This window comes from Roseomonas fluvialis, from assembly GCF_022846615.1.
GTDB classification, from domain to species: Bacteria; Pseudomonadota; Alphaproteobacteria; order Acetobacterales; family Acetobacteraceae; genus Neoroseomonas; species Neoroseomonas fluvialis.
Genome location: NZ_AP025637.1, coordinates 3,832,787 through 3,858,234 on the forward strand (window position 1 = coordinate 3,832,787; position 25,448 = coordinate 3,858,234).

Annotated in this window: 20 protein-coding genes; 8 read left to right on the top strand and 12 right to left on the bottom strand. The window is 71.5% G+C overall.

What is annotated here, in order from left to right:
• Positions 1–4 precede the first annotated feature (4 nt).
• The 3 genes from MWM08_RS18450 to MWM08_RS18460 form a co-directional block, all read right to left on the bottom strand.
• Positions 5–1,309, bottom strand: a complete 1,305-nt coding sequence (locus tag MWM08_RS18450; RefSeq protein WP_244407968.1) for a UDP-glucose dehydrogenase family protein — start codon at positions 1,307–1,309, stop codon at positions 5–7.
• A gap of 66 nt (positions 1,310–1,375) precedes the next feature.
• A complete protein-coding gene (locus MWM08_RS18455; protein WP_244407969.1) occupies positions 1,376–3,322 on the bottom strand; it encodes a phosphatidylglycerol lysyltransferase domain-containing protein in 1,947 nt (648 codons plus the stop codon).
• Positions 3,319–4,965, bottom strand: a complete 1,647-nt coding sequence (locus MWM08_RS18460; protein WP_423816052.1) for a lysine--tRNA ligase — start codon at positions 4,963–4,965, stop codon at positions 3,319–3,321. Before MWM08_RS18460 ends, MWM08_RS18455 begins: the two co-directional genes overlap by 4 nt.
• 159 nt (positions 4,966–5,124) lie before the next feature.
• Between MWM08_RS18460 and MWM08_RS18465 the strand changes: the two genes are divergently transcribed.
• The 4 genes from MWM08_RS18465 (at position 5,125) to MWM08_RS18480 (ending at position 10,804) form a co-directional block, all read left to right on the top strand.
• A complete protein-coding gene (locus MWM08_RS18465; RefSeq protein WP_244407971.1) occupies positions 5,125–6,138 on the top strand; it encodes an aspartate-semialdehyde dehydrogenase in 1,014 nt (337 codons plus the stop codon).
• A 217-nt stretch (positions 6,139–6,355) separates the two neighbouring features.
• A complete protein-coding gene (locus MWM08_RS18470; protein ID WP_244407972.1) occupies positions 6,356–7,246 on the top strand; it encodes a S1 family serine peptidase in 891 nt (296 codons plus the stop codon).
• A gap of 186 nt (positions 7,247–7,432) precedes the next feature.
• The gene (locus MWM08_RS18475; RefSeq protein ID WP_244407973.1) at positions 7,433–10,219 is read left to right on the top strand and encodes an ATP-dependent DNA helicase; all 2,787 of its coding nucleotides are present in this window, start codon (positions 7,433–7,435) and stop codon (positions 10,217–10,219) included.
• Positions 10,220–10,291: 72 nt separating this feature from the next.
• The gene (locus MWM08_RS18480) at positions 10,292–10,804 is read left to right on the top strand and encodes a cupin domain-containing protein (protein WP_244407974.1); all 513 of its coding nucleotides are present in this window, start codon (positions 10,292–10,294) and stop codon (positions 10,802–10,804) included.
• A 39-nt stretch (positions 10,805–10,843) separates the two neighbouring features.
• Here MWM08_RS18480 and MWM08_RS18485 read toward each other — a convergent pair whose 3' ends face one another.
• From MWM08_RS18485 to groES, 7 genes are all read right to left on the bottom strand, one after another.
• Positions 10,844–11,587 (bottom strand): enoyl-CoA hydratase/isomerase family protein, encoded by a 744-nt coding sequence (locus MWM08_RS18485; RefSeq protein ID WP_244407975.1) that lies wholly within the window; start codon positions 11,585–11,587, stop codon positions 10,844–10,846.
• Positions 11,584–12,765: an amidohydrolase family protein gene (locus MWM08_RS18490; RefSeq protein ID WP_244407976.1), complete on the bottom strand. Its 1,182-nt coding sequence runs from the start codon at positions 12,763–12,765 to the stop codon at positions 11,584–11,586. Before MWM08_RS18490 ends, MWM08_RS18485 begins: the two co-directional genes overlap by 4 nt.
• Positions 12,762–13,721, bottom strand: coding sequence for a threonine dehydratase (locus tag MWM08_RS18495; protein ID WP_244407977.1), 960 nt, complete (start codon positions 13,719–13,721; stop codon positions 12,762–12,764). The genes MWM08_RS18490 and MWM08_RS18495 overlap by 4 nt, the downstream gene beginning before the upstream one ends.
• Positions 13,722–13,964: 243 nt before the next feature.
• On the bottom strand, positions 13,965–14,168 hold the full coding sequence (locus tag MWM08_RS18500; protein WP_198371516.1) for a cold-shock protein: 204 nt from the start codon (positions 14,166–14,168) through the stop codon (positions 13,965–13,967).
• 183 nt (positions 14,169–14,351) lie between these two features.
• A complete protein-coding gene (locus tag MWM08_RS18505) occupies positions 14,352–15,332 on the bottom strand; it encodes a Bug family tripartite tricarboxylate transporter substrate binding protein (RefSeq protein WP_244407978.1) in 981 nt (326 codons plus the stop codon).
• 475 nt (positions 15,333–15,807) lie between these two features.
• On the bottom strand, positions 15,808–17,454 hold the full coding sequence (gene groL / locus MWM08_RS18510) for a chaperonin GroEL (RefSeq protein ID WP_230167979.1): 1,647 nt from the start codon (positions 17,452–17,454) through the stop codon (positions 15,808–15,810).
• Between the two features lie 48 nt (positions 17,455–17,502).
• On the bottom strand, positions 17,503–17,817 hold the full coding sequence (gene groES, locus MWM08_RS18515; protein WP_244407979.1) for a co-chaperone GroES: 315 nt from the start codon (positions 17,815–17,817) through the stop codon (positions 17,503–17,505).
• 306 nt (positions 17,818–18,123) lie between these two features.
• On the opposite strand from groES, the gene MWM08_RS18520 reads away from it, so the two are divergent.
• The gene (locus MWM08_RS18520; RefSeq protein WP_423815987.1) at positions 18,124–18,396 is read left to right on the top strand and encodes an usg protein; all 273 of its coding nucleotides are present in this window, start codon (positions 18,124–18,126) and stop codon (positions 18,394–18,396) included.
• A gap of 184 nt (positions 18,397–18,580) precedes the next feature.
• Here the strand turns inward: MWM08_RS18520 and MWM08_RS18525 are convergent, their stop codons facing one another.
• Positions 18,581–19,273 carry a TVP38/TMEM64 family protein gene (locus MWM08_RS18525; protein ID WP_244407980.1) on the bottom strand — a complete coding sequence of 231 codons (693 nt, stop codon included), beginning with the start codon at positions 19,271–19,273 and terminating at the stop codon, positions 18,581–18,583.
• Between the two features lie 160 nt (positions 19,274–19,433).
• Positions 19,434–20,219: a glycosyltransferase family 2 protein gene (locus tag MWM08_RS18530; protein ID WP_244407981.1), complete on the bottom strand. Its 786-nt coding sequence runs from the start codon at positions 20,217–20,219 to the stop codon at positions 19,434–19,436.
• An 86-nt stretch (positions 20,220–20,305) separates the two neighbouring features.
• Between MWM08_RS18530 and MWM08_RS18535 the strand changes: the two genes are divergently transcribed.
• Genes MWM08_RS18535 through tldD form a run of 3 tightly spaced genes read left to right on the top strand, consistent with a single transcriptional unit; the run spans position 20,306 to position 25,448 of the window.
• On the top strand, positions 20,306–21,382 hold the full coding sequence (locus MWM08_RS18535) for a COX15/CtaA family protein (RefSeq protein WP_244407982.1): 1,077 nt from the start codon (positions 20,306–20,308) through the stop codon (positions 21,380–21,382).
• Entirely contained in the window at positions 21,379–24,021 is a 2,643-nt protein-coding gene (locus MWM08_RS18540) for a sensor histidine kinase (protein WP_244407983.1), read from the top strand. The genes MWM08_RS18535 and MWM08_RS18540 overlap by 4 nt, the downstream gene beginning before the upstream one ends.
• Positions 24,018–25,448, top strand: a complete 1,431-nt coding sequence (gene tldD / locus MWM08_RS18545; RefSeq protein WP_244407984.1) for a metalloprotease TldD — start codon at positions 24,018–24,020, stop codon at positions 25,446–25,448. The genes MWM08_RS18540 and tldD overlap by 4 nt, the downstream gene beginning before the upstream one ends.

The window sequence follows — 25,448 nt, forward strand, 5'->3', positions numbered from 1 at the left end:
TCCCTCACGGGCGGCCGATGGAGGAATAGGCGAACCCCGCGGCGCGCATCGCCGCCGGATCCCAGACATTGCGAAGGTCGAGCACCACGTCGCCCGCCATCGCGGATTTCAGCCGATGCGGCGCCAGCGCGCGGAACTCGTTCCATTCCGTCAGCACCACCACCGCATCCGCCCCCTTCGCCGCGTCCAGCGCCGTCTGGGCGAAGCCGACCGCCGCGGGCAGCGCCTGGCGCGCATGGCCCGGCTGCGGGTCGAAGGCACGCACTTCGACACCGGCGGCCACCAGCTTCGGCAGGATGACCAGCGAAGGCGCATCGCGCATGTCGTCGGTCTCGGGCTTGAAGGTCACCCCCAGTACACCGACGCGCTTGCCGGCCGGTGACGGCCCGAGCGCCGCAAGGATGCGGTCCGCCATCTGCGCCTTGCGCGCCTCGTTCACCGCGATGGTGGCTTCCACCAGGCGGATCGGCACGCCGGCATCCTGCGCGGTACGCGCCAGCGCCAGCGTATCCTTGGGGAAGCAGGACCCGCCATAGCCGGGCCCGGGATGCAGGAACTTCCGACCGATGCGACCATCGAGGCCCATGCCGCGCGCCACGTCGTGCACGTCGGCCCCCACCTTCTCGCACAGGTCCGCGATCTCGTTGATGAAGGTGATCTTGGTCGCGAGGAAGGCGTTGGCGGCGTACTTGATCAATTCCGCGCTCTCGATGCTGACGGCCAGCACGGGCGTCTCGATCAGGTAGAGCGGCCGATAGAGCCGCTTCATCACGGCCAGCGCGCGGTCGTCATCCACGCCGATCACCACGCGGTCAGGGCGCATGAAGTCGCCGATCGCGCTGCCCTCGCGCAGGAATTCCGGGTTCGACGCCACCGCGATCTGTCCATCCGGCCGCACGCGCCGCACGATGGCCTGAACCTCGCGCCCCGTGCCGACCGGCACAGTCGATTTCGTCACGATCACCAGCGGGCCGTCCGCCGCGCGCGCCACCTGTTCGGCCGCGGCGTAAACGTATGTCAGGTCGGCATGTCCGTCGCCGCGCCGCGTCGGCGTGCCGACCGCGAGGAAGACCGCATCCGCCCCCTTCACCGCCGCATCGATGTCGGTCGTGAAGGTCAGCCGGCCGTTCCTGACATTCTCCGCCACCAGCTTGTCGAGGCCAGGTTCGTAGATCGGCATGCGCCCCGCGCGCAGCCCGGCGATCTTGTCTGGGTCCACGTCCATCACGGTCACGTCGACGCCGAATTCGGCGAAGCAGGCGCCGGAGACGAGGCCGACATACCCGGCCCCGATCATGGCGATGCGCATGTGTGTCCCTCATCTGCAGGCACGCGGCGCGTGCAATGGCCTGTCGGGGCCGGTCTGGCAAGCGCCTCAGCCGGCATCATCGAGCCCCGGCAGCAGGGGCAGCAGCGCCGCCAGATCATGCTCAGCCCGGCAGGCCAGGAAGTGACCTGGCGCACCTTCGAGCGGGAAGGACGTCAGCCCGATATCCGCATAGACCCGCAGCAGCCCGGGCCCGACATGCCAGAAGGCCGGATCTGCGCCCGCCTGTTCGCACATGTCGCGGAACCGCCAGATGGCGGAGACGCGGTCGCGCTCCTCCCCCGCCGGGTCGCCGAGCGCGAGCCAGATGCCGTTGCGGCGCACGAAGGCGAAGCCGGCGCGCTGCGCCTCGCCGAACACCGCGCCATCGGCATGTTGCGGCGCCCGCGCGCCGAGGGCAGCGAGCCTGTCGCGGACCTCGGTGCCATAGGACAGCGCCGGCGGGCGGGCCGGGCGCAGCAGCCGGAACGCCGCGACCACCAGCAGCACGCCGGCCAGGCCGACCGCGAAGCGCAGCGTGTTCGGCGCCTCCCCGGACAACACGACGCCCCACCAGGACAGGTCGGCGAAGCGCCCGCCATAGGCCACCGTCGCCAGCGTCAGCGCACACAGGCCGAGTGCCGTGACCGCCGCCACCGTCTCGCCAGTCAGCGCCTCGCCGATCAGCCGGGCGCGCCGGTAGAAGGCCGGGCGCGTGGTCGCGAGCAGCGCCGCCAGCAACAGGAAGGCGCCGGTCAGCCACCAGGGCTCGCCGCGCAGCCAGGCCACCAGCGCGCCGCTCAGCAGGAAGACCAGCGCGGCCCACCAGGCCAGCGCCAAGCGCCGCACCAGCCCATAGGCCGCGACCAGCAGCAGCGAGCCCAGGATCGAGGCCGCGAAATGGCTCGCTGCCTCGTCCAGGAAGGCGAGCGCGCCATCGAGCGGACCGGGCTTGGGCGGCAGCGCGCCGATGAACACCAGCGTGAGTGCGGCAAGCCCCGCCAGCGCGGCCATCGCCGGCACCTCGAAGGAAATCGCAACCCCGCGCTCGGACGAGAAGCGGTCGAGCAGGTGGCGACGCTGGCTGACCTCGAAGGCCGCGAACAGCAGGCCCGCGAGGAACAGCGGCGCGATGTAGTAGAACAGGCGGAACAGCAGCAGCGCGCCGACCACGACCGGCGTTGGCAGGTAGCCCGACAGCCCGAACAGCATCGCCCCGTCGAACACGCCGATCCCGCCCGGCACGTTCGCCGCGATGCCAGCCGTGTAGGCCGCCACGTAGATGCCGAGGAAATGCAGGAAGGTCAGCCCTTCCACCGGCGGCAGCAGCGTCCAGAAGATCATCGCAGTGACCGCCACGTCGGCCGAGGCGAGGCCGGTCTGCATCAGCGCCATGCGGAAGCCCGGCAGGTCGATCTGGTGCCCGAACATGCGGAAATGCGGCACGAACCGCGCCAGCATGATGTAGGCGCCGACGATGCACCACAGCGCCGCGCCCACCGCCTGCATGGCCCAATGCGGCACGCTGTCGCCGAAGAAGGGCAGCACTTCGGGTTCGACCAGCAGCACGAGCCCGCCCAGTGCGAAGCCGCCGAGCCCGAAGGTCAGCGAGGTGAAGGCCACCACCTTCGCGATGGCCAAGGGCGGCAGCCCCCAGGCGGCATAGAAGCGGTAGCGGATGGCCGCGCCGGACACCGTCGCGAAGCCGAGGTTGTTCGCAAGCGAATACGCCACGAAGGACGCCAGCGAGGTCCGCGCGTAGGACACCGGATGCCCCGCATAGACCGACCCCAGCCGGTCATAGGCGGTCAGCACCAGGTAGGCGAGCAGCGTGAAGCCCGCCGCCGCCCACAGGGCGGAGGCCGGCGTGGCGTGCAGCGCGCCCCGGATGTCGGCCCAGGACAGCGTGCGGAATTCCCGCTGCACGACATACAGCGCGCCGACCAGCAACAGCAGCCCGAAGACCGTCGGGCCGTGGCGCTTCAGCAGAGCGAGGGCGCCCCCGGTTCGGGTCACGCGGCCGGCTGCTCCGTGCGCGCGAGCGCCGTCTCGATCAGCCCGATGGTCCCCGCGATGCCATAGAGCGCGACAAAGCCGCCGAAGCGCGGGCCTTCCTCCTGGCCCAGCAAAACCTGGTACAGCGCATTGAACCAGGCGCGCGAGACGCCCGTGGTCCCGTCCTTGTTGGCCTGCAGGAAGGGCTCGCGCCGGCCGGCATCATAGACGAGGTCCTGGATGGCTTTCGCGCGATCCTCCGGCGGCATGGCCTCGAGGTCGGGCGCGCGATCGCGCAGCGCCGCCATCAGCGCCGCCAGCGCCTCGCGCTCGGGCGCGGTCGGAATACGGAAGCGCTTCGTGGGTGCCACGAAGTCCCGGTAGTAGTGCACGGCGTGCTCAACGAGCTTGCCCAGCATCGGTTGCGTGGCCGGCGTGGTCCCTGGCGCGTAGCGCGCAAGGAAGCCCCACAGGATCTGCGGGTCGTCGGCATTCACCACCGACGCCAGGTTCAGCAGCATGGTGAACGATACCGGCGGCTCCGGGTCGTTCGGCGCCGCGCCGCCATGGATGTGCCAGGCGGGGTTGGTCGCATCGGGGGCCACGCGCAGCCGCGCGCGATGCTGCAGATATTCATCCACCGCGCGCGGGATCTGGTCGAAGAACAGCCGCTTGGCGCGCTGTGGCTGGTTGTACATGTACTGGCTCAGGCTCTCGGCCGGCGCGTAGCGCAGCCATTCGTCGATGGTCAGGCCGTTGCCCTTCGACTTGCTGATCTTCTGGCCCTGCTCATCGAGGAAGTGCTCGTAGGTGAAGGCCTCTGGCGGATCCGCACCCAGCACGCGGCAGATCGCGGACGAAAGCCGCACGGAATCGATCAGGTCCTTGCCCGACATCTCGTAGTCGACGCCCAGCGCATACCAGCGCAGCGCCCAATCCGCCTTCCACTGCGCCTTGCAATGCCCGCCGGTGATGCGCGTGGCGTGGCGCGTGCCATCGGCCGGGTCGCGCCAGATCAGCAGGTCCTCGGCCGGGCGCACCTCCTCCATCGGCACCTGCATCACCACGCCGGTCTTCGGATGGATCGGCAGGAAGGGCGAATAGGTTGCGCGGCGGTCGGGTCCGAGCGTCGGCAGGATCACGTCGCGCACCGCATCATGGCGTTCCGCCATGCGGATCAGCGCGTCGTCGAAGCGCCCGGACCGGTAATAGTCGGTGCTCGACGCGAATTCGTAGTCGAAGCCGAAGGCATCGAGGAACGCCCGCAGCCGCGCATTGTTGTGGTGCCCGAAGCTCTCATGCGTGCCAAACGGGTCCGGGATCGCGGTGACCGAACGGCCCAGGTGCTGCGCCAGCATTTCCTTGTTCGGCACGTTGTCCGGCACCTTGCGCAGCCCGTCCATGTCGTCGCTGAAGGCGATCAGGCGCGATGGCAGACCGGTCAGTAGCGTGAAGGCGCGCCGCACCCAGGATGTGCGCGCCACCTCCCCGAAGGTGCCGATATGCGGCAGGCCGGACGGCCCGTAGCCGGTCTCGAACAGCGCGGACCCCTTGCCGGATTTCGCCAGCCGCGCGGCAACCTTGCGCGCTTCCTCGAAGGGCCAGGCCTTCACGGCGGAGAGATCAACAGGCGGGTTGGTCGTCACGGCGGCGGATTCATCCAGCAGGCGGGGGTGCGGTTATAGGTGGCGCGGGCCGCTTTGCCACGCCCCCGCCGCGCCATGCCGCGCCCGGGATGCGGCCCCGCGGCCAAAACCATTGGTCCGCCGCGGCCATTGCGCTATGCAACCCGCCCTTCAACCATGCAAGGACCATGTAGGGACATGCGTGTCGGTATTGTCGGCGCCACCGGAGCGGTGGGCCGCGAGCTCGTGGATGTTCTGGGGCGCCGGGCCTTCCCGGTCACCTCGCTGAGGCTGTTCGCCTCCGCCCGCAGCGCCGGCACCACGGTCAAAACGCCCTTCGGCCCCACCACGATCGAGGCCTTCAGCGATGCGGCGGTGCGCGACCTCGACATCGCGCTGCTGGCCGTCTCGGGCGATTTCGCCAAGGCCCATGCGCCGGCCATGGTCGCGGCCGGGGTCACGGTGATCGACAATTCCTCCGCCTTCCGCCTGCAGGACGACGTGCCGCTGGTGGTGCCGGAGGTGAACGCGGCCGCCATCGGTGGCGCGCGCCTGATCGCGAACCCCAACTGCACCACCGCGATCCTGGTTGTGGCGCTGGAACCGCTGCGCCAGGCCTTCGGCCTGAAGCGCGTGATCGTCTCCACCTACCAGGCGGCCTCGGGTGCCGGGGCCGAGGGCATGGCCGAGCTGGAACGCGAATCCCGCCGCGTCCTGGTCGAGGGCGTGAAGCCAGAAGCGGACGTCTTCCGCTGGCCGCTCGCCTTCAACGTCATCCCGCAGATCGATGCCTTCCAGGCCAACGGCTACACGCGGGAGGAAATGAAGGTCGTCTGGGAAAGCCAGAAGATCATGGGCGCGGCCGACCTGCCGATCTCCTGCACCGCCGTGCGCATCCCGACCATGCGCGTGCATGCCGAGGCGGTCACCATCGAGACGGAGCGCCCCGTGACGCCGGATGCCGCGCGTGAAGTGCTGCGCCGCGCCGCCGGCGTGAAGGTCGTGGATGACCCGGCGCAGGGCCTTTATCCCATGCCGATCAACGCGACCGGCCAGGATGATGTCGAGGCCGGGCGCATCCGGGCCAATCCGGTCTTCGGGGATTGCGGGCTCGACTTCTTCCTGTGTGGCGACCAGCTGCTGAAGGGCGCTGCCCTGAACGCGGTGCAGATCGCCGAACGCCTCCCCGCGGTGGCGCGCAAGGCGGCCTGAACCGACGCGGGCAGGGTCTTTTCCCTGCCCAGCGCTTCGGAGCGGTTCGCAGGCCGCACGCGGCGTTGCGCGGGCCCGCGCGGCGTTGCGCGGGCCCGCGCGGCGTCGCGCGCCCTCCGACCGGCGCATCGTCTTCACCCGGCGGCAACGCTGTTCACGGCGTTTCGTGACACCCGCCGTTTCCGGCTGATTCATTCCCGCCGCCGATCCTTGCGGCATGATGAAGCCGCACATCGCCCTTGCTGCCCTGCTGCCGCTGCTCGCCGCCTGCGGCGCCGGTACGGCGCCCGAGGCCAGCGCCCAGGGCGCCGCCTGCTTCACCGCGGCGGCCGCACTGCCACCCAGCGTGGGGGCGTCGGTGTTGCGGGTCAGCGTGCCCGGCCCCCGCGGCGGGCGCGCCACCCGCGGCACCGCCTTCATCGTCGCCGACAGCGCGGCGGATCCCGGCGCGCCGAACCGCGTCATCACCGCCGCGCATGTCGTCGCCCGCGCGCTGGAAGCGCCCGACGAAGCCGCAATCCGCCTGTCCCTGGCCGATGGCACACCGGTCGGCACGGCACGCATCGCAGCAACGGCGCAGCCCTGGAACCCGCTGGCGGCGCTGGACCCAGCCTGGTCGGACCAGGCGATCCTGACCCTCGCCCGCTTCGACAGCCCGGCCGCGGAGGCCGCCTTCCGCGCCGCCCCCGGCCTGGCGCCGGCCCGCCGCCAGCCCGAAGGCGCACTGCTCGACCTGCGCCTGGCCGATGGCCGCGGCATCGCGCCCGGTCTGTCCGGCGCGCCGGTGCTGAGCGCGGAGGGCCGCGTCCGCGGCATCCTCGTCCAGCGCCGCATCGAGGACTGGAGCGGCGGCGCCAGCACCGAGGCCCCGCTGCTGCGCCGCGGCCAGGTGGGCGCGCGGCTGGAACCGGCGCGCGAGGGCTGGGCGCAGCCGCTGGCCGCCCCTGCCATCCTGGCCGCGCTGGGTCCTGCGGGCCGCGCGGTGGAAACCTTGGCGGTGCCGGGCGACACGGATCTCAGCGTGATGGCGCCCGGCTACCCAGGCGGGCGATGCACGGTGGTGACGGCGCATGCGGCGTATCGGCCGGCGCCGATGCGGCGGTTCTGACGGGCCGGCCACCCAGCCACGCGACACCGCTGCACGAACGGGGGTGCCGGCCTCCGGATCGCGACGTACACGGCGGAGGGCGCGAGTGGCGGCATCATCCGCCGGGCTGGATGTCGTGTGGGTCCAGCAAACGCCCGCTCGCGGCGCGCCGCTGCCGCCACGGCGCGCCCGCTGCTATCCTGCCCCATGCCCTCCGCCCCGCGACTCGTGCTGCCGGACGTGCCGAGCCTCGTCGCGGGCTTCGGCCATGCGGTGTTGCTGACCACCGAAGGCGAACTCGAGACCCTCCCCGCCAGCGCCATCGCTGCACGCATCGCAGACACCGCGCCGATGCTGGTGCATGCCCCTGCCACCGCGCGCCGCCTCGGCCTGCCGCATATCGAGGCCGCCCACGACCTGCTGGAACTCTTTGCATTCTGTCGCCCCGCCGAGCCTTGCGCGCCCACCCCGCGCGGCATCGCCTTGGCGCTCGACCTCCCGCAGCCCGCCAGCGACGACGCCGCGGCCGCCCTGCTGCCGGACATCGCCACCCACCTGCTGCGCCACCTGGCCGACACGCGCGAACACCCGCGCAACCGCGACGCGGCCGGGCTCGCCGCGCGCATGGGGGAAGCCGGCTGGGCCTGGGCGCCGTCCGTCCTGGCAGCCCTGGGCGAGCCCAAGGCGAAACCCGACGCGCGCGCCTACAAGGTCTGGCGCCGGCTGCCGGAATGGGAGGAGGCGGCACCCCCCACCCCGCCGCTCTCCTTCACCGTGGAGCCGGCCGAGGCGCGCCGGCGCCTGGCGGACATTCTTGGCCCCGGCGCCGAACAGCGCCCGCAGCAGGCCGACTACGCCTCGGCGGCCGCCGGTGCCTTCGCCCCGCGCGAGTATCCCGGCGCACCCGCGGTCGTGCTGGCGGAGGCCGGCACCGGCACCGGCAAGACGCTGGGCTACGTCGCGCCGGCCAGCCTCTGGGCCGAACGCAACGGCGCGCCGGTCTGGATCAGCACCTTCACTCGCAACCTGCAGCGCCAGATCGACCAGGAGACCGCGCGCCTGTTTCCCGACCCGGAGGAACGCCGCCGCCGCGTCGTGCTGCGCAAGGGGCGGGAGAACTACCTGTGTCTGCTGAACCTCGATGACCTGACGGCGGGCGGCGCGCCGCCCTACCTCGCCATCGCGCTCGGCCTGGTGGCGCGCTGGGCGCTGGCGTCACGCGACGGGGATCTGCTCGGCGGCGACTTTCCCGGCTGGATCGGCGAGTTGTTCGGACCCGGCGCGGTGCTGCCACTCGCCGACCGCCGCGGCGAATGCATCCATTCCGCCTGCCCGCACTACAAGATGTGCTTCGTCGAACACTCCATCCGCCGCGCCCGCACCGCGCAGATCGTCGTCGCCAACCATGCGCTGGTGATGGTGCAGGCCGCCCTCGGCGGCGGCGAGGACGGCCCGCCGCTGCGCCTCGTGTTCGACGAGGGCCACCACCTGTTCGACGCGGCCGATTCCGCCTTCTCCGCCGACCTGACCGGCGCCGAGATGGCCGAGGTCCGTCGCTGGCTGCTCGGCGCCGAGGGCGGTCGATCCCGCGCCCGCGGCCTGCGCCGGCGGCTCGAGGAACTGATCGGTGAGCGCGCCGACCTGCACGCCCCCCTCGACGCCGCGCTGCACGCCGCGCGCGCGCTGCCGGTGCAGGGCTGGCCCGCGCGCCTGGCCGGCGACGCCCGCGCCACACCCGACGACACCCCCAACGCCGCCGAGGCCTTCCTGCGTGCCGCACGCGACCAGGTGCTCGCCCGCACGCAGGAGACCCGCGACGCCGGCCTGTACGATTCCGAATGCGACCTGCACCCGGTCACCAGCGCCCTGCCCTCTGCCGCGGAGGCGCTGGACCGCGCGCTGCGGCGCATCGAGGAACCACTCGCCAGCCTGCGTGACCGGCTGGCCGCGCGCCTCGAGGACGAGGCGGAAGACCTGGAGATTGGCGACCGCATCCGCATCGAAGCCGCCTGCCGCGCCATCGACCGCCGCGCCTTGATGCCCATCCGCGCCTGGGGCGCGATGCTCGCCACCGTGCAGGCCGACGCGCCGCAGCCCGGCGCGCGGCCCGTCCATGTCGATTGGCTGAGCCTCGAACGCCGCGGCGGGCAGGACAGCGATGCGGGGATGCACCGCCACTACCTCGACCCCACGCAGCCCTTCGCCATGGCGGTGGCGGCACCGGCGCACGGCGTGCTGATCACCTCCGCCACCCTGCGCGACGAAGCCGAGGCCGACGACGACGACCCCGAGGCCACCTGGCGCGAGGCGGAGGCGCGCACCGGCGCATCCCACCTGCCGCTGCCGGCGATCCGCGCCGCCGTGCCATCCCCCTTCGACTACGCCGCGCGTACCCGCTGCCTGGTGGTGACGGATGTCGCGAAGGAGAATGCCGGCCAGGTCGCGAGCGCCTTCCAGGCGCTGTTCCTGGCCGCAGGCGGCGGTGGGCTCGGGTTGTTCACCGCCATCCGCCGGCTGCGGGACGTGCATACGCGCATCGCCGGGCCGCTCGAACAGGCCGGCATCCCGCTCTATGCGCAGCACATCGACGCGATGGACAACGCCACCCTGGTCGACGTTTTCCGCGCCGAGGAAAACGCCTGCCTGCTCGGCACCGATGCGATGCGCGACGGGGTGGACGTGCCCGGCCGCGCGCTGCGCCTGCTGGTGTTTGACCGCGTGCCCTGGCCGCGCCCGACCATCCTGCACCGCGAACGGCGCACGCACCTGTCGGGCGGGCGGCCCAAGGAGTACGACGACCGCATCGCGCGGCACCGGCTGCGCCAGGCCTTCGGGCGGCTGATCCGCCGCGCCGACGACAAGGGCGTGTTCGTGCTGCTGGACCGTTCGGCCCCGTCGCGGCTGCTGCAGGGGCTGCCCTCGGGTGTCCTGATCCGGCGCCTGGGCCTCGCGCAGGCAGTGGCCGAGACGCGCGACTTTCTCGCCGAGCCGTGACCGCGCGCCCCTTCCGCGACAGCGCGCGCGGGAGCATGCTGTGCTCCGCTTTCTGGCAGGAGGAGACGATCCATGCCCATGACCCTGGATGACTTCGTGACCCGCGCGCGCGCCGCGCTGAGGGACAACCCCGGCATCGACGGCCGCATCCTGGTCTGCGACCTGGTGGGCGAGGCGCTGAAGGACCCTGACTTCGTCGCCAAGCACATCAACGACGCCACGCCCGAGCGGCAGGTCCTGTACGAGGACCCCGAGCTCGGCTTCACCGTGCTCGCGCATGCCTATCGCGACGCCAAGACCTCCCCGCCGCACGACCACGGTCCGTCCTGGGCGATCTATGGCCAGGCCGCCGGCGAGACGGTGATGACCGACTGGGAATGCCTCGCGCGCCCGACCGAGACCACGCCCGGCCGCGCGCGGCGCATCAAGGACTACGCGATGAAGCCCGGCGATGCCTACCTGTACGAACCCGGCATCCTGCATTCCCCGCGCCGCGACGGCCCGACCCGCCTGCTGCGGATCGAGGGCATCAACATGGATCGCGTGAAGCGCCTGCCCTACCAGCCGGTCGACGCCGCAGCCTGAAGCGCGGCCGGCGTCGGAGTGCGATGCCCGGCGCCGGCGTCAGCTCCGCGGGCGCGTCGCCGCGACGTGCGCGCGGTAGGCCAGGATGCGGTCCTTCAGCCCCGGCCGCGCGACAGACCGCGCCAGCGCAGCCAGGTCGCCGGCATCGTCGGCGCGCCGGGTGCGCCCGAACAGTGCGCCGACCGTCGGCGTATCGAGCCGTGTCGCGGCATCCCGTGCCGAGTCGATTGCAGGCGCCACGCCGTCGGGCTCCACCACCCGCGTCGCCAGGCCCATCGTAAGGGCCGCCTTGGCCTCAATGGTCGTGCCGGCCAGCAGAAGGCGCCGCGCGGCGCCGTCGCCCACAAGCCCCGCGAGCCGCCCTGTTCCCAGCACCAGGCCAAAGGCCGGGCCGGGAAAGGCGAAGGTGGTGCCTGCCAGCGCGACGCGATGGTCACAGACCGCGAACAGGTCCGCGCCCGCACCGAACACGCGCCCGCCGGCGACAGCCAGCGTGCTGACCGGCAGCGCATGGATGCGTTGCAGCAGGATCTCGATGCGGATCGCCCGCAGCGCGAGTTCGCCGTCATCCAGCGCATCGAGGTCCGACAGATCGAAGCCGGTGCAGAAATGCCGCCCTTCGCCGCACAGCACGACCAGCCGCGCGCCGGCCGCCTGTGCACCATCCAACGCCGTGTCGATGGCCGCGACCATCTCCGGCCCCAGCGCATTGCCGCGATCGGGCCGCGCCAGGCGGATGGTATGGACCGCGCCGTGGGCCTCGACCGCGACAGGCGCGCTCACGCCAGCAGCACCCCGTCCCGCGCGACGATTCGCCCACCGGAGACCACCATGCGCCGCGGCGGGCGCACCACGACGGCTTCGGCCAGGCTGCGGGCCTCCACCAGCACCAGGTCGGCGCGCGCGCCGGGATGCAGGCCGTAGTCGGCAAAGCCGCAGCCCTTCGCCCCTGCCGCGCTCACGCAGTCGAAGGCCAGCGCGATCTCGTCATCGCGGCGGAAGTTGTTGCGCAGGCCAATGAGCATCGCGCGTTCGAGCATGTCGGGCGAGCCATAGGGCGTCCAGGTGTCGCGGATGCCGTCATTGCCGCCGAAGATCGTCACGCCCGCCGCGCGGCAGGGCGCCACCAGTGGTACCGGGCGCGAGGCCGGCGCGGTGGTGGCGATGGCGACGCCCAGTTCCGCCATTTGCGCGAGCAATACGTCGCGCTCCCGCTCCGTCACGTCGCCCAGGCAGAAGGCGTGGCTGACCACCACCTGGCCCTGCATGGACAGCGCGCGCGTGCGCTCCAGGATCAGTTCCAGCGAGAAAGCGCCCATCGAGCCCTGTTCGTGCAGGTGCACATCGACCGGCTTGTGGTGCTTCTCGGCCAGGCCGAAGACGATGTTCAGGTGCCGCACCGGATCGCGTTCGATCGCGCAGGGATCGAGCCCGCCCACGATGTCCGCACCCATGGCCAGCGCCGCATCGAGCAGGCTTTCGGTCCCCTGCCGCCCGAGGATGCCCGATTGCGGGAAGGCAACCACCTGGATGTCCTGCAGCCCACGCATCGCCTCGCGCGTGGCCAACACGTGCTCGACATGCTTCGTGCCGCCGGAGGTATCCACATCCACGTGGCTGCGGATGCGCGTGGTGCCCTGCGCGAGGAAGGCGCGCGCCATCGCGAGCGACGCCGCGCCGGCGTCATGCCTGGTGCGCGCGCGCCATTCGCGCTCGGTGTCGATCTTGTCGATGATGCGCGGGCCGACCTCGTTCACGAGCCAGTCGGGCTCGTGGAAGACGGTCTTGTCGAGATGCGTGTGGCCTTCGACGAAGCCGGGCAGCAGCAGCATCCCATGGCCGTCCTCGACCGCTGCGCCGGTGGCGTCCGTGCCGGGCGGGGCGATGCACCCGCCGCGCACGAGCACGTCGGAGGCCGGCCCGCCCATCGGGCGGACATTGCGCAGCAGCAGGTCGGTCATGCAGCCCCCAGCACCCAGTCGCGGAACAGGTCGATGTCGATGTTACCGCCGCACAGGATGGTCGCGACGCGCTTTCCCTGCCAGCGCTCGCGTTCCTGCAGCAGCGCGGCGAGCGGCGCGGCCCCCGCGCCTTCCGCCAGGTTGTGCGTGTCGGTCCAATAGGCGCGGATCGCGGCCGCGACCTCGTCGTCGGTCACGGTCACGATGCGTGCGGCGCCGCGGCGGATGATCTCGAAGGCCGCCGGGTCGGGCACGCGCGTCGCCATGCCGTCGGCGCGGGTGTTGGCACTGTTCAGTTCGACGATGTGCCCCGCTTCCAGGGATCGCTGGTAGCTCGGCGCCTCGGTGCTCTGCACGCCGATGATCTGCGTGGAGAGCCCGAGCAGGTCACGCGCCAGGATGCAGCCGCAGATGCCCGACCCGAGCCCGATCGGCACGAACAGCGCATCGAGCGACGGGGCCGCGCGAAACAGTTCCAGAGCATAGGTCGCCACACCCACCACGAGGTCCGGCGCGAAGCTGGGCGCGAATTCCAGCCCTTCGGCATCGGCCAGGCGCCGCGCCTCGATGCGCGCCTCGTCGAAGTCGCGGCCATGTTCGATCAGGCGCGCGCCCAGGGCACGCATCGCCGCGTTCTTCTCGATGCTGTTGCCGTGCGGGACCAGGATTGTCACGGGCACGCCGTGGCGCCGCCCTGCATAGGCCAGCGACTGCCCGTGATTGCCGCGGGTGGCGCTGACCACGCCGCGCACGCCGCGCCGTTCGCGCGCCAGGCGGTCCATATAGACCAGCCCGCCCCGCACCTTGAAAGCGCCGGTTGGGGTGTGGTTCTCATGCTTGACCCAGACCTCGGCGCCGGTGCGCGCGGCCAGCATCGGCCAGGGGATGGCGGGGGTGGGGCGGAAGGTGCCATGCACCAGTTCAGCGGCGGCTTCGAGGTCGGTCAGCGTGAACATGGCATGGCGATCGTGGGTTCCGTGGCGCCGTGGCGCGGTTGTTCACGCGGCGAGCAGCCGCACACCGGCCTGGTTCGAACTGCGGCCGCGCTCCCGCTGCCGCCCCGTCCGCCGGCGCCGCGCTGCGGGCCCAGGCATATTCGTCGGCGGGCATCGCCGAGACCGAAGCACTGCGATCGGCCCGCTGCCGGCGATCACGCCGGCGGTGGATCGGCGCCGCAGGTCACGCCCACGGCGCGCGCGTCAGACGATCTTGAGGTTGGTCGCCGCCGCCTTGCCGCGTTCGGTCACCACCTCGTAGCTGACCTTCTGGTTTTCGTTCAGCCCCGTGAGGCCCGCCTTCTGCACGGCGGTCACATGGACGAAGACATCCTTGCCGCCGTCCTGCGGCACGATGAAGCCGAAGCCCTTCGTTGCGTTGAACCACTTCACGGTGCCGATCGGCATGCGCGCCTCCTCCGGTTCGCCACGGGCGATGGGCTGCCCGCGCCAGCAACCCGACCGATCCCGGTTCGGATTGGAGGCGACCGGGGATCCGGAGGCACGCCAAGCCCGAGGCCGGTTTCGCCCAGGTCCGGAATTGGACACAGATCGCGCCCGCAGCGTCAACCGCGGGCGCGGCCGGCGGGATCACTCCACGCGGATGCCGAGTTCGGGGATCGTCCGCGCCCAGAAGGCGTGTTCCTCGCGCACCTGCGTCACGAAGGCGGTGGGGCTGACGGCGGTGGTGAGCGGTTCCAGCCCATCGCGGCCGAGCTTTTCGTGGAAGGCTGGCATCGCGGCGATCTCGCCGACCGCGGCGCGCAGCATCGCTACCGGCCCCTCCGGCGTGCCCGGCGGATAGAAGGCGCCGTGCCAGCCGGTCACGGCATAGCCCGGCAGCCCCTGCTCCGCGACGGTGGGCACGTCGGGGAAGGCCGGCGAACGCGTGGCTCCGGTCACCGCGAAGGCGCGCAGCTGCCCTTCGCGCACCAGCGGGATGGCCGGCGGCGGGGACGAAATGTTGAAGTTCACCGTGCCATTCACCGCATCCATCAGCGCGGGGCCGGTACCGCGATAGGCCACGTCGCCCATCTCGATGCCGGCCATGCGCGCGAGCAGCTTGCCGGCCAGGTGGTTGTTCCCGCCATTGCCGGAATGGCTGAAGGTAACCTCGCCCGGGCGCTGCTTCGCGATCGCGATCAGCTCCGCCAGGTTGGTCACCGGGAAGCGCGGGTTGGCCACCAGGATGTACTGGTAATTCGCCAGGATGCCCGCCGGGATCAGCACGCGCGCGGGGTCCTCGCGCTCGGGCGTGCGATAGACATGCGGGTTGATGACGATGTTGGACGACACCGCATAGAGGAAGGTGAAGCCGTCCGCGCGCGCGCGCACCGCCTGCAGCGTGCCGATCGACCCGCCGGCCCCGCCGCGGTTCTCGACGACCACGGGCTGGCCGACCTTCTGCGACAGGATCTGCGCGAATTCCCGTCCGACGATGTCGGTGCCCCCGCCCGCGGCGTAGGGCACGATCATCGTCATGGGCCGGTTCGGCCGCCAGGCGGCGCCCTGCGCGAGGGCGAGGGTCGGGGCGAACAGGGTGGGGGTCAGCAGCAGGCTGCGGCGCTTCATTGGACGGTTCCCGGTGGGCTTTGGATGGCGGTGCTTAGCATCCCGGGACGTGGTGCCAAAGCGCGATGAGGCGCGTGCGAGCGGAGGCGGGCGACATGGACCGCTGCTTGCGGCGGGCCGGACGCATGGGTCACCGATAGCGGATCGTGGACCTGCCACGCTGTGGGACCGCACAGCGCGACGGCGCCCAACCCGCCCAACGCACTCCGGCGCACCAGCGCAGGGCGCGCAAGCCAAGCCGCCGCAGGCGGCGCCCGGCGTCTGAGGGAAGACGAAAAAGCGGATCGTGGCCTTGCCATGTTCCGGCGGCGCGAATGCGCGACCGCGCCCAGACCAACCGACGGCCCAAGTGGAACCGTGCATGCCGCGAAGGCAAGGGGCGCGGATGCGGCCCGCCCGCCGATTGATGGCCCAAAATGAAAAAGGGCGGCCCAGCAGGACCGCCCTTCCCCATCCGTACAGGCAGAGCCCGGACTTAGAAGTCCATGCCGCCCATGCCGCCCATGTCGCCGCCGCCACCGCCGGCCGGGGCCGACGGCTTCGCGGGACGCTCGGCGACCATCGCCTCGGTGGTGATCAGCAGCGACGCCACCGAAGCGGCATCCTGCAGCGCCGTGCGCACGACCTTGGTCGGGTCGATGATGCCGGCGGCCACCAGATCCTTGTACTCGTCCTTCTGGGCGTCGTAGCCGAACACGTAGGTGTCGGTGCGCAGCACTTCGCCCGCGACCACCGCGCCGTCCTTGCCGGCGTTCTCGGCGATCTGCTTCAGCGGGGCCTGGATGGCGCGGCGGATGATCTCGATCCCCACCTGCTCATCGTTGTTGGCGCCCTTGAGGCCGGCCAGCTTCTGCGAGGCGCGCAGCAGCGCCACGCCACCACCGGGGACGATGCCTTCCTCGACCGCGGCGCGGGTCGCGTGCAGCGCGTCGTCCACGCGGTCCTTGCGCTCCTTCACTTCCACTTCGGTGCTGCCGCCGACGCGGATGACGGCGACGCCGCCGGCCAGCTTCGCCAGGCGCTCCTGGAGCTTCTCGCGGTCGTAGTCCGAGGTGGTCTCCTCGATCTGCGCCTTGATCTGCTCGCAGCGGCCGGTGATGGCGGTCTTCTCGCCGGCACCGTCGACGATCGTGGTGTTCTCCTTCTCGATCCGGACCATCTTGGCCTTGCCGAGCATGGCGAGCGTCACGTTCTCGAGCTTGATGCCGAGGTCTTCGGAGATGACCTCGCCGCCCGTCAGGATCGCGATGTCCTCCAGCATCGCCTTGCGGCGATCACCGAAGCCAGGCGCCTTCACGGCCGCGACCTTCAGGCCGCCGCGCAGCTTGTTCACCACCAGGGTGGCCAGCGCCTCGCCCTCGACGTCCTCGGCGATGATCACCAGCGGACGGCCGGACTGCACCACGGTCTCGAGCAGCGGCAGCATCGGCTGGAGGCCGGACAGCTTCTTCTCGAAGATCAGGATGTAGGGCTGATCCATCTCGGCAATCATCTTCTCCGCATTCGTGATGAAATACGGGGAGACGTAGCCGCGATCGAACTGCATGCCCTCGACGACGTCGAGCTCGGTCTGGATGGACTTGGCTTCCTCGACGGTGATGACACCCTCGTTGCCGACCTTCTCCATCGCCTTGGCGATCATCTCGCCGATCTCGGTCTCGCCGTTGGCGGAGATCGAGCCGACCTGCGCCACTTCGGCCGAGGTCGAGATCTTGCGCGTCTTGGACTCGAGGTCCTTCACGATCTCGGTCACGGCCTTGTCGATGCCGCGCTTCAGGTCCATCGGGTTCATGCCCGCGGCGACCGCCTTCGCACCCTCGCGCACGATGGCCTGGGCCAGCACGGTCGCGGTGGTGGTGCCGTCACCGGCCAGGTCGTTCGTCTTCGAGGCCACTTCGCGCACCATCTGGGCGCCCATGTTCTCGAACTTGTCGGCGAGCTCGATTTCCTTCGCGACGGTCACGCCGTCCTTCGTGATGCGCGGGGCACCGAAGGACTTGTCGATCACGACGTTGCGGCCTTTGGGGCCCAGCGTCACCTTCACGGCGTCGGCCAGGATATCCACGCCGCGAATCATCCGCTCGCGCGCCGAAGCGCCGAACTTCACGTCCTTAGCAGCCATTGTGTTCTACCTTTTCGAATTGGTTGTCGGTGGTCGCGAAGCGGCGCCTCAGGCGGCCTTCTTCGCGGCGGACACGCCCTCGAGGATGCCCATGATGTCGCTCTCCTTCATGATCAGGAGTTCTTCGCCATCGAGCTTCACCTCGGTGCCGGACCACTTGCCGAACAGGATGCGGTCGCCGGCCTTCACGTCGAGCGGACGAACTTCGCCCTTCTCGTTGATGGTGCCCGCGCCGACGGAGACGACTTCGCCTTCCTGCGGCTTTTCCTTGGCGGTGTCGGGGATGATGATGCCGCCGCGGGTCTTTTCTTCCGCTTCGATGCGGCGAACGAGAACGCGGTCGTGTAGGGGACGGAAGTTCATGTGTGTCCTCTCCTGAGCCTCGGGTTGCATGACGGCTCGCCCTGGGAAGCCTTGGCCGGTCGCCGGAAGCGCCCCGGCCGTTAGCACTCCCCCCAGAGGAGTGCCAGCGGCTTAGGCCGCCCCGGCGCCGCCGTCAAGCGTTTGTCAGCACTCACCGAGCGCGAGTGCTAATGACTTGAATTCGCACGATTTTTCTTGTCAATCCCGGCCACGCTCATGTCATCCTCATGACGGAAGCGCGCCCATACCAGAATGCGCGCCCAGGAACCGCACGGCTCACCACCCGAAGGGAAAGGATGGATCAAGGTGCTGCAGGGACTGGAACCGATCGTGAAGATCCCCGACTGGCGCATGACGACCGCCGAGTTGCTCTACCACCTGCCCGACCACCCGCATGTGTTGCAGACCTTCGTTTGGCAGAAGGTGGACAAGGCCCCGACCTTCCCCGAACTCACCCGCTTCCTGGACTTCTGGCGGCGCGAAATCGAAGGTCCGCTGCATTCGGTCCGGGTCGCCTGTGCCGCGCTGACCAGGCCCGCGGAACTGCGATACGCGAACGGGGTCTTCACCCTGCACTGACGTCAGCGGCGGCGGTTCTGCACCGGCGGCTGGCGCGTCCTCCGATGCCGGGCGGACATCCGCGATGACCACTCCGCGACGCCCATCACGGCGCCGGCCACGCGTGGAAGGTGCCTGCGGCCGGCAGACGCCTTCATGACCAGGCCAGTCTGCGCGCCGCCGGCCGGGCCGTGCGGCGTGCGCCTCACCCCTGGTCGTCCTCGATCACCCGGCCCGCCTTGTGCGCGCGCAGCAGTGCAAGCCCGATCGCCGCCGAGACCACGAACAGCGCCGCCGCCAGGCCCATCTGCCAGGCGCCATCCACCCGGATGCCCTTGCCGAGCAGTGCGAAGACGACCGTCTGCGGCAGGTAGCCCAGGGCCGAGGCAGCCAGGAACGGCACCGCGCTGATCGCCGCCATCCCCGCCAGCAGATTCAGCGCCAGGTTGTTGCCGACCGGCAGCAACCGCAGCGCCAGCGTCGCGCCGAAGGGGCTGCCGGCCAGCACGTCGCGCAGCGGTCGCAGCCGGTGGCCGAATCGCCCGGCCAGGCGCCGTTCCGCCCAGCCCCGCCCAACCGCCCGCGCCCATCCATACGACGCCGCGCAGCCCACCACCTGCGCTGCCAGCGCCAGCAGCGTGCCCTCGACTGCGCCGAAGGCGTAGCCGCCGAGGAACGCCACCCCCTGCCGCGGCGCCCCGGCCGCCGTCGCCGCGGCACCGATCGCCACGAACACCGCATCGCCCAGCACCCCTTGGCCGAGCACCCAGCGATCCACCCAGTCGGTGCCCGGCGCCAAGCCGATCCCGCGCAGCAGCAGTCCCGCCGCCGCCAGCCCGGCCGCCAACATCGCGAGTTTCAGCAGCGAGGACCGGCGCCGGGCGACTGCCCCGCTCATGGCGTCGCGCCGGCAGGCGCGCGGATCAGACCGTGCCGGCCAAGCGCGCCCATCATGTCGTGCCGGCGAGTCGCGCCCATCATGTCCTGTCGGCCGGGCGCGCCAATCACGTCGCACCGAACGGGCGCGCGCGTCGTGCTGCGCCGGGCAGCCGCGCCCCTCACGGCGGGTCGGTCTCGACCACCGGACGCCGACCGCGCCGTTGCAGCCAGGCCATGCCCACCAGGTCGAAGATGCTGACGGCAAGGCGGTCGAGCGTCCCGTAATTCGACGCGCCGCGCACCCGCGGACGGTGGTTTACCGGCTCGCTCACCACCGTCCCGCCCTGGCGCAGCGTCAGCGCCGGCAGGAAACGGTGCATGTGGTCGAAATGCGGAAGATCCAGGAACAGGTCGCGCGGGAACACCTTCAGCCCGCATCCGGTGTCCGGCGTGCGGTCGCGCAGCAGGCGCGACCGGATGGCGTTGGCCATCTTGCTGGAATACCGCTTCACGCCGCTGTCCTTGCGGTTCACGCGGTGGCCCGCGACCATCGTGCGCCGGCCCTCGGCCGCCTCGGCCCGCGCGCGGGCGAACAGGCGCGGAATGTCGGCCGGGTCGTTCTGGCCATCCCCGTCGAGCGTCGCGATCCAGGTGCCGCGCGCCGCCTTCACCCCGGTGATGATGGCGGCCGACTGCCCGCAGGACGCCCGGTGCCGCAACCCGCGGACCGGCGCGCCACCGTCGCGCGCCGCGCGCAACGCCTCGGGCGTGTGGTCGGTCGAACCGTCGTCGACATAGACGATCTCGTGCGGCACGTCGGCCAGCGCGGCCTCGATCTCGGCGACCAGGGGCGCGATGTTGGGCGCCTCGTTGCGCACGGGGATGACGACGGACAGCAGGGGGGGCGCGCCGGCATCCGGCGCCGGCTCGGCGGGCCCGGACCCGGCGCGGGGCTCGGGAGACATGGGGGCGCGGTAGCAGGCGCATCCCCGCCCGGCAAGCCGCCAGCCGGCGGGGTGCGCTTCCGCGGGCCCTCCCCTATATCCGCGCCATGCCCTTCGATAGCCGCACCCTTGATGCCGCGCACGCCATGGCACCCGACGCGCAGGCCCGAGCCCTCTCCCGCTTTCTGCTGTTCGTCGCCGGCCTGGTCTGGGTGATGGTCGCGATAGGCGGCGCCACGCGCCTGACCGGGTCCGGCCTGTCCATCATGGAATGGGCGCCGCTGGCCGGGATCCTGCCGCCGCTCACCGACGCCGAATGGCAGCGGCTTTACGACCTGTATCGGACCATCCCGCAATATCAGCTGATGAACCAGGGCTTCGGTCTCGATGGCTTCAAGGAGATCTTCTGGCTGGAATGGATCCACCGCTTCTGGGGGCGGCTGATTGGCCTGGCCTATGTCGGTGGCCTGGCCTGGTTCTGGCTGCGCGGGCGCATCCCGCCAGGCTTGAAGCCTCGGCTGCTGCTGCTGCTGGCTCTGGGCGGGCTGCAGGGCGCAATCGGCTGGTTCATGGTGGCCTCCGGCTTCGAAGCCGACCGCACGGCGGTATCGCCATATCGGCTGGTGATCCACCTCGGCATGGCGTTCCTGCTGTTCGGGCTGCTGGTCTGGACCGCGTTGTCGCTGCTGCGCCCGCGCCCGGTACAGGACCCCGCGCCGGCCGGGCTGCGCCCCGCCGTGCATCTCGCGGCCGGGCTCGCGGTGGCGGCCATGCTGGCCGGCGGGTTCGTGGCAGGCATTCGCGCCGGTTTCGACTACAATACGTTCCCGCTGATGGAAGGGCGCATCGTGCCGCAGGGCTATTGGCTGCTGGAACCGGCCTGGAAGAACCTCACCGCCAATGTCGCGGCGGTGCAGTTCAACCATCGCCTGCTCGCGACCGCGACGCTGGCCGCCGCGGCCTGGGCGGCGTTCCTGGCCTTCCGCCGCCTGCCGCGCGGGCGGGTGCGGGGCGCGGTGATGGGTCTCGCCATCGCGGTCGGGCTGCAATACGCGCTGGGTGTCGCCACGCTGCTGGCGGTGGTGCCGGTCTGGCTCGGCACGCTGCACCAGGCGGTGGCGGTCCTGGTGCTGACCGGCGCATTGCTGGCGCTGCACGCGCTTCGCCGGCCCGCGCCGGGATGACGCGCGAGGACGCCGCGCTCAGGGCCATCGAGGCCCTGCCCCACGCCATGCTGGTCATGGATGGGGCGGAGCGGCTGGTGCTCGCCAATGCCGCGTTGTGGGGCGAGGCCGGCGCCGATCCCGCCCGCTTCCCGCCCGGCACCTCATTGCGCGACATCCTGCGCCTGTTCGCCTTCCGCGGGCTGCTCGGCGCCGGCGACCCGGCCGTGCTGGCCGAGGACGCGCTGGCGCTGGACCGCAGCCAGTTCCTGCTGCGCCACCAGCGCACCGCCGACGGCGCGCGCCTGTCCGAGGTCACAAGCCTGCCGCTGCCGGGCGGCGGCTTCGCCATCTGCTCGGTCGACATCACCGCGCTGACGCGGGCCGAGGCCGCCGCGCGCGCCCGCGCCAGCCTGCTCGAACGGGTGCTGAACGCGCAACGCGGCGGCGTCGCGCTGTTCGACCCGGACCACCGCCTGATGCTGCACAACCCCGCCTATCGCCGCCATTCCGGCGCCACGCCCGAGATGCTGGCCGGCCGCCCGACGCTCGAGGACCTGGTGGCGCAGCTCGACCGTGCCGGCGAATTCCGCGCCACCCGCGCGCGGGCGCATCTGCGCGACATCCTCGCCGCCGATCGCCGCCAGCCGCGCATGTCGCAGCGCGAGCGCGCCGATGGCAGCATCATGCGCTTCACCAGCACCCCCGAACCCGATGGCGGCTTCCTGCTGCAATCCGAGGAGGTGACCGACCTGCGCCGGGCCGAGGACGACGCCCGCCGCCGCGCCGCCATCCTGGACGGGGTGCTGGAAGCGCTGCCGCACGGCATCTGCGTCTGGGGCCCGGACCAGCGCGTGGCGTTATTCAACGGCGCCTACACCCGCCTGATGGAAGGCGCGCCGCTGCAGGTCGGCGACACGCTCGAGGATGTCATCCACCGCCGCGCCGCCGCCGGCGAATATGGCCCCGGCGACGTGTCGGCGGTGATCGCGCGCGAGAAGGCGCGCGACCTGTCGCGCCCGCAGGAACGCCGGCGCCAGCGCGCCAACGGCACCGCGCTCGATATCCGCACGGCGCCGCTGCCCGATGGCGGGCACATCTCGGTCGTCACCGACATCACGGCGCTCTGGCAGGCCGAGGAGGAAGCACGCCGCCGCGCCTCGTTGCTCGAAACCGCGATGGGCTCGATGCGCCACGGCCTCGTGGTCTATGGGCCCGACCGGCGCGTGGTGGCGGCGAATGCGCTGGCCAGCACGCTCGCCGGACACGAACCGGGGGATATCCGGCCGGGCCGCTCGCTCGACGAGTTGGTCGATTCACTGCACGCGAGCGGGCGCCTGGGGCCGGAGCCGCTGGCGGCGCGCCTGGCCGGCGATGCCCGCGACCTCGATCGGTCGCGCCCGCACCGGGTGCGCCGCACCACGCCCGAGGGCCGCGTGCTCGAGGTCTCCTCCGACCCCACGCCCGAAGGCGGCTTCATCGTCACCCATGTGGACATCACCGCTCTCGCGCAGGCCGAGGCCGAGGCGCTGAGCCGCGCGGGCATCCTGCAGGTGATGCTCGACAACACCCAGCACGGCATCTGCCTGTTCGACGCGCAGGGCCACATCGTCGCGGTCAATGCGCTAGCCGCGCGCATGTGCGGCCTGGCCCCTGAGCAGATGGCGCCGGGCCGCCACATCCTGCAGGTGCGCGACGACCAGGTCGCCGCCGGCGAATTCGGCCCGCCCGAGCAGGTCGCCCGCTTCATCGCGATCCGCCCCGACGATCCCTGGCGCGGCCCCGAGCGCTACGTGCGCCGCCGCCCCGATGGCTCCATGCTCGAGATCACCACCGCCCCCACGCCCGATGGCGGTTTCGTGCGCACCTATTCCGACGTCACCGAGGACCGCCGCGTGCGCGACGAGCTGGAACGCGCGCGCGCCGCCGCGGAGGCCGGCAGCGAGGCGAAGTCCCGCTTCCTGGCCACCATGAGCCACGAACTGCGCACGCCGCTCTCGGCCGTGATCGGCTATGCCGAGGCCCTGATGGGCCAGCCCGCCCCCGCGCAGGTCGCGGAATTCGCCGACGCCGTGCGCCAGGCCGGCCGCCAGCTGCTCGGCCTGATCGACGACATCCTGGACGTGGCGCGCGCCGGCGGGCCGGATGCGGCGCTGGGGCGCGCGCCGGTCGATGTCGCGGCGCTGGCGCTGGCCCTCGCCGAGGCCGCGCAGGCCGAGGCCGACGCGGCGGGCGTGCAGCTCGCGGTCGATGCCCCGCCGGAGCTGCCCGCCGCGCGGGTGGATGAACGCCGACTGCGACGCGTGCTCTCGGCGCTGCTCGGCAACGCCGTAAAGTTCACGCCTGCGGAGGGCAGCGTGCGCCTGGTGCTGCGGGCCTCCGGCGCGGGCGGACTCGACATCGCCGTGGTGGATACCGGCATCGGCATGGCGCCGGAGGATATCCCGCGCGCCTTCGAACCCTTCACCCAGCTCGATTCCTCCCATGCGCGGCATTTTCCGGGCTCGGGGCTCGGGCTGCACCTGGCGCGCATGCTGGCGGAAGCGATGGGGGCGACGCTAACGCTCGACAGCAGCCCCGGTGCGGGCACCACGGCCACCCTGCGCCTGCCGCCCGGCATCACCACATCGGTGGTGCAAACGACCCAGGAGACGACATGACCGCCCTTGCCACCACCGACGCCCTGTTCTTCGGCCTGCTCGACCGCGGCGCCGCCGAGGCCCGCCTGCGCGAGGCGACCGAGGGCTGCGAGGATGGCGAGCTGTTCCTCGAATACCGCGAGAGCGAGGGCATCTCGATCGACGATGGCCGTATCCGTTCCGCCACCTACGATGCGACGCGCGGCTTCGGCCTGCGCGCCGTGAGCGGCGAGGCGGCCGGCTACGCCCATGCGGGCGAACTGTCCGACGCCGCGCTCGCGCGCGCCGCCTCGGCAGTGGGCGCGGTGCGCCAGGGCCGGTCCGGCGTGATGGAAGCCGGGCCACGCGCCACCAATGCGCGGCTCTATGCCGATGCCAACCCGCTGACCGCGATGGATTTCGCCGCGAAGACCGCGCTGTTGCAGGAAATCGACGCCTACGCGCGCGCCGCCGACCCGCGCGTGGTGCAGGTCATGGCCTCGATCTTCGGCGAATGGCAGGCGGTGCAGATCATCCGCCCCGACGGCCAGCGCGTGGCCGACCTGCGGCCATTGGTGCGCTTCAACGTCTCCGTCGTGGTGGAAAAGGACGGGCGGCGCGAGACCGGGTCCTTCGGCACCGGCGGGCGCTTCGACTATTCCCGCGTGCTGTCCGAAGAATCCTGGAAGGGCGGCGTGGCGGAGGCACTGCGCCAGGCACTGGTCAATCTCGACAGCGTGCCGGCACCGGCGGGCGAGATGGAGGTGGTGCTCGGCCCGGGCTGGCCCGGCATCCTGCTGCACGAAGCCATCGGCCATGGGCTGGAGGGCGACTTCAACCGCAAGAAGACGTCCGCGTTCGCCGGCCTGCTCGGGCAGCGCATCGCCTCGCCGGGCGTGACCGTGATCGACGACGGCACCATCCCTGACCGCCGGGGCTCGTTGACCGTGGATGACGAGGGCACGCCGACCAACCGCACGACGCTGATCGAGGACGGCATCCTGGTTGGCTTCCTGCAGGACCGGCAGAATGCGCGACTGATGGGCGTGGCCCCCACCGGCAATGGCCGCAGGCAATCCTACGCGCATATCCCGATGCCGCGCATGACCAACACCGTCATGCTGGGCGGGTCGCATGCGCCGGAGGAAGTGCTCGCCTCGGTGAAGCGCGGCCTCTATGCGGTGAATTTCGGCGGCGGCCAGGTCGACATCACCTCCGGCAAGTTCGTGTTCAGCGCCTCCGAGGCCTACATGATCGAGGACGGCAAGATCGGCGCGCCGGTGAAAGGTGCGACACTGATCGGCAACGGCCCCGATGCGCTGACCAAGGTCGCGATGGTGGCGAACGACATGGCGCTCGACCCCGGCATCGGCACCTGCGGCAAGCAGGGCCAGGGCGTGCCGGTCGGTGTCGGGCAGCCCACGCTGAAGATGACGGGGCTGACGGTGGGCGGAACCGCGGTGCGCTGA

Bases quoted from the DNA above. Each gene is read 5' to 3' on its own strand.
- MWM08_RS18470 (WP_244407972.1), top strand. From the start codon at position 6,356: ATGATGAAGCCGCACATCGCCCTTGCTGCCCTGCTGCCGCTGCTCGCC.
- groL (WP_230167979.1), bottom strand. From the start codon at position 17,454: ATGGCTGCTAAGGACGTGAAGTTCGGCGCTTCGGCGCGCGAGCGGATG.
- MWM08_RS18480 (WP_244407974.1), top strand. From the start codon at position 10,292: ATGCCCATGACCCTGGATGACTTCGTGACCCGCGCGCGCGCCGCGCTG.
- MWM08_RS18495 (WP_244407977.1), bottom strand. From the start codon at position 13,721: ATGTTCACGCTGACCGACCTCGAAGCCGCCGCTGAACTGGTGCATGGC.
- MWM08_RS18535 (WP_244407982.1), top strand. From the start codon at position 20,306: ATGCCCTTCGATAGCCGCACCCTTGATGCCGCGCACGCCATGGCACCC.
- MWM08_RS18500 (WP_198371516.1), bottom strand. From the start codon at position 14,168: ATGCCGATCGGCACCGTGAAGTGGTTCAACGCAACGAAGGGCTTCGGC.
- MWM08_RS18530 (WP_244407981.1), bottom strand. From the start codon at position 20,219: ATGTCTCCCGAGCCCCGCGCCGGGTCCGGGCCCGCCGAGCCGGCGCCG.
- MWM08_RS18450 (WP_244407968.1), bottom strand. From the start codon at position 1,309: ATGCGCATCGCCATGATCGGGGCCGGGTATGTCGGCCTCGTCTCCGGC.
- MWM08_RS18505 (WP_244407978.1), bottom strand. From the start codon at position 15,332: ATGAAGCGCCGCAGCCTGCTGCTGACCCCCACCCTGTTCGCCCCGACC.
- MWM08_RS18465 (WP_244407971.1), top strand. From the start codon at position 5,125: ATGCGTGTCGGTATTGTCGGCGCCACCGGAGCGGTGGGCCGCGAGCTC.
- MWM08_RS18525 (WP_244407980.1), bottom strand. From the start codon at position 19,273: ATGAGCGGGGCAGTCGCCCGGCGCCGGTCCTCGCTGCTGAAACTCGCG.
- MWM08_RS18540 (WP_244407983.1), top strand. From the start codon at position 21,379: ATGACGCGCGAGGACGCCGCGCTCAGGGCCATCGAGGCCCTGCCCCAC.
- MWM08_RS18475 (WP_244407973.1), top strand. From the start codon at position 7,433: ATGCCCTCCGCCCCGCGACTCGTGCTGCCGGACGTGCCGAGCCTCGTC.
- groES (WP_244407979.1), bottom strand. From the start codon at position 17,817: ATGAACTTCCGTCCCCTACACGACCGCGTTCTCGTTCGCCGCATCGAA.
- tldD (WP_244407984.1), top strand. From the start codon at position 24,018: ATGACCGCCCTTGCCACCACCGACGCCCTGTTCTTCGGCCTGCTCGAC.
- MWM08_RS18490 (WP_244407976.1), bottom strand. From the start codon at position 12,765: ATGACCGACCTGCTGCTGCGCAATGTCCGCCCGATGGGCGGGCCGGCC.